Source organism: Mycobacterium sp. (assembly GCF_008709575.1).
GTDB lineage: Bacteria > Actinomycetota > Actinomycetes > Mycobacteriales > Mycobacteriaceae > Mycobacterium.
Genome location: NZ_VYIK01000339.1, coordinates 1 through 700, shown reverse-complemented (window position 1 = coordinate 700; position 700 = coordinate 1). Strand labels below are relative to the sequence as shown.

1 protein-coding gene is annotated in these 700 nt (G+C 67.0%); it reads left to right on the top strand.

Annotation, left to right across the window (positions count from 1 at the left end; translation table 11 throughout):
- A partial coding sequence (locus F6Q13_RS18815; RefSeq protein WP_293059756.1) for a transposase occupies window positions 1–472 on the top strand: 472 nt, incomplete at its 5' end.
- Window positions 473–700: the final 228 nt, after the last annotated feature.

Below are 700 nucleotides of genomic sequence, written 5' to 3'. Positions count from 1 at the left end.
CGTGATCAAGCCCAAGCCGCTGATCCCCGCGGTGCCAGGTGGGTTCACCCTCGATGACTTCAGCATCGACGAGCGGGCCGGGACCGTCACCTGCCCGGGCGGGCATACCCGCACCATGACCGCCAAGCGCACGGTGAGTTTCGGCGCGGTCTGTGCCGAGTGCCCGCTGCGAGCCCGCTGCACCACGGCTAAAGACGGTCGTACGATGAGCATCCACCCGCACGAGCAGCTGCTGCGCGACGCACGAGCACAAGCCCGCACGCCGGAGTTCAAGCAGGCCTACCCCACCCGTTCGACAGCCGAGCGGATCGTCGCCTGGACCGCCACCAACCGTGGACGGCGGATCAAACTGCGCTACCACGGCGTCGAGAAGAACCACGCCTGGCTGCGATTGCGTTGCGCCGCAATCAATCTGCGCACACTCATCAATAGCGGCCTGACCCGCACAGACGGGGCCTGGGCCCTGGCCTGACGGCCACGGCCCACCCCCGTGCCCATCTCGACGACCTCACCCAAACTGGAATCGGCGGGAAGAACGACCACGCTGTCGACCAATCAGGTCTGACCTACTGCCGAAGAAACGGCCTTGTCGGCGTTCTTCCCGCCCTGCCACGCTTCCTTGTTCAGAGGCCTCCTAGCGACCGCGACGCTGGCGTAACGCTCGCCGCGGCGGCGAGAAAAAGTCGCGGCGCATCGGCGC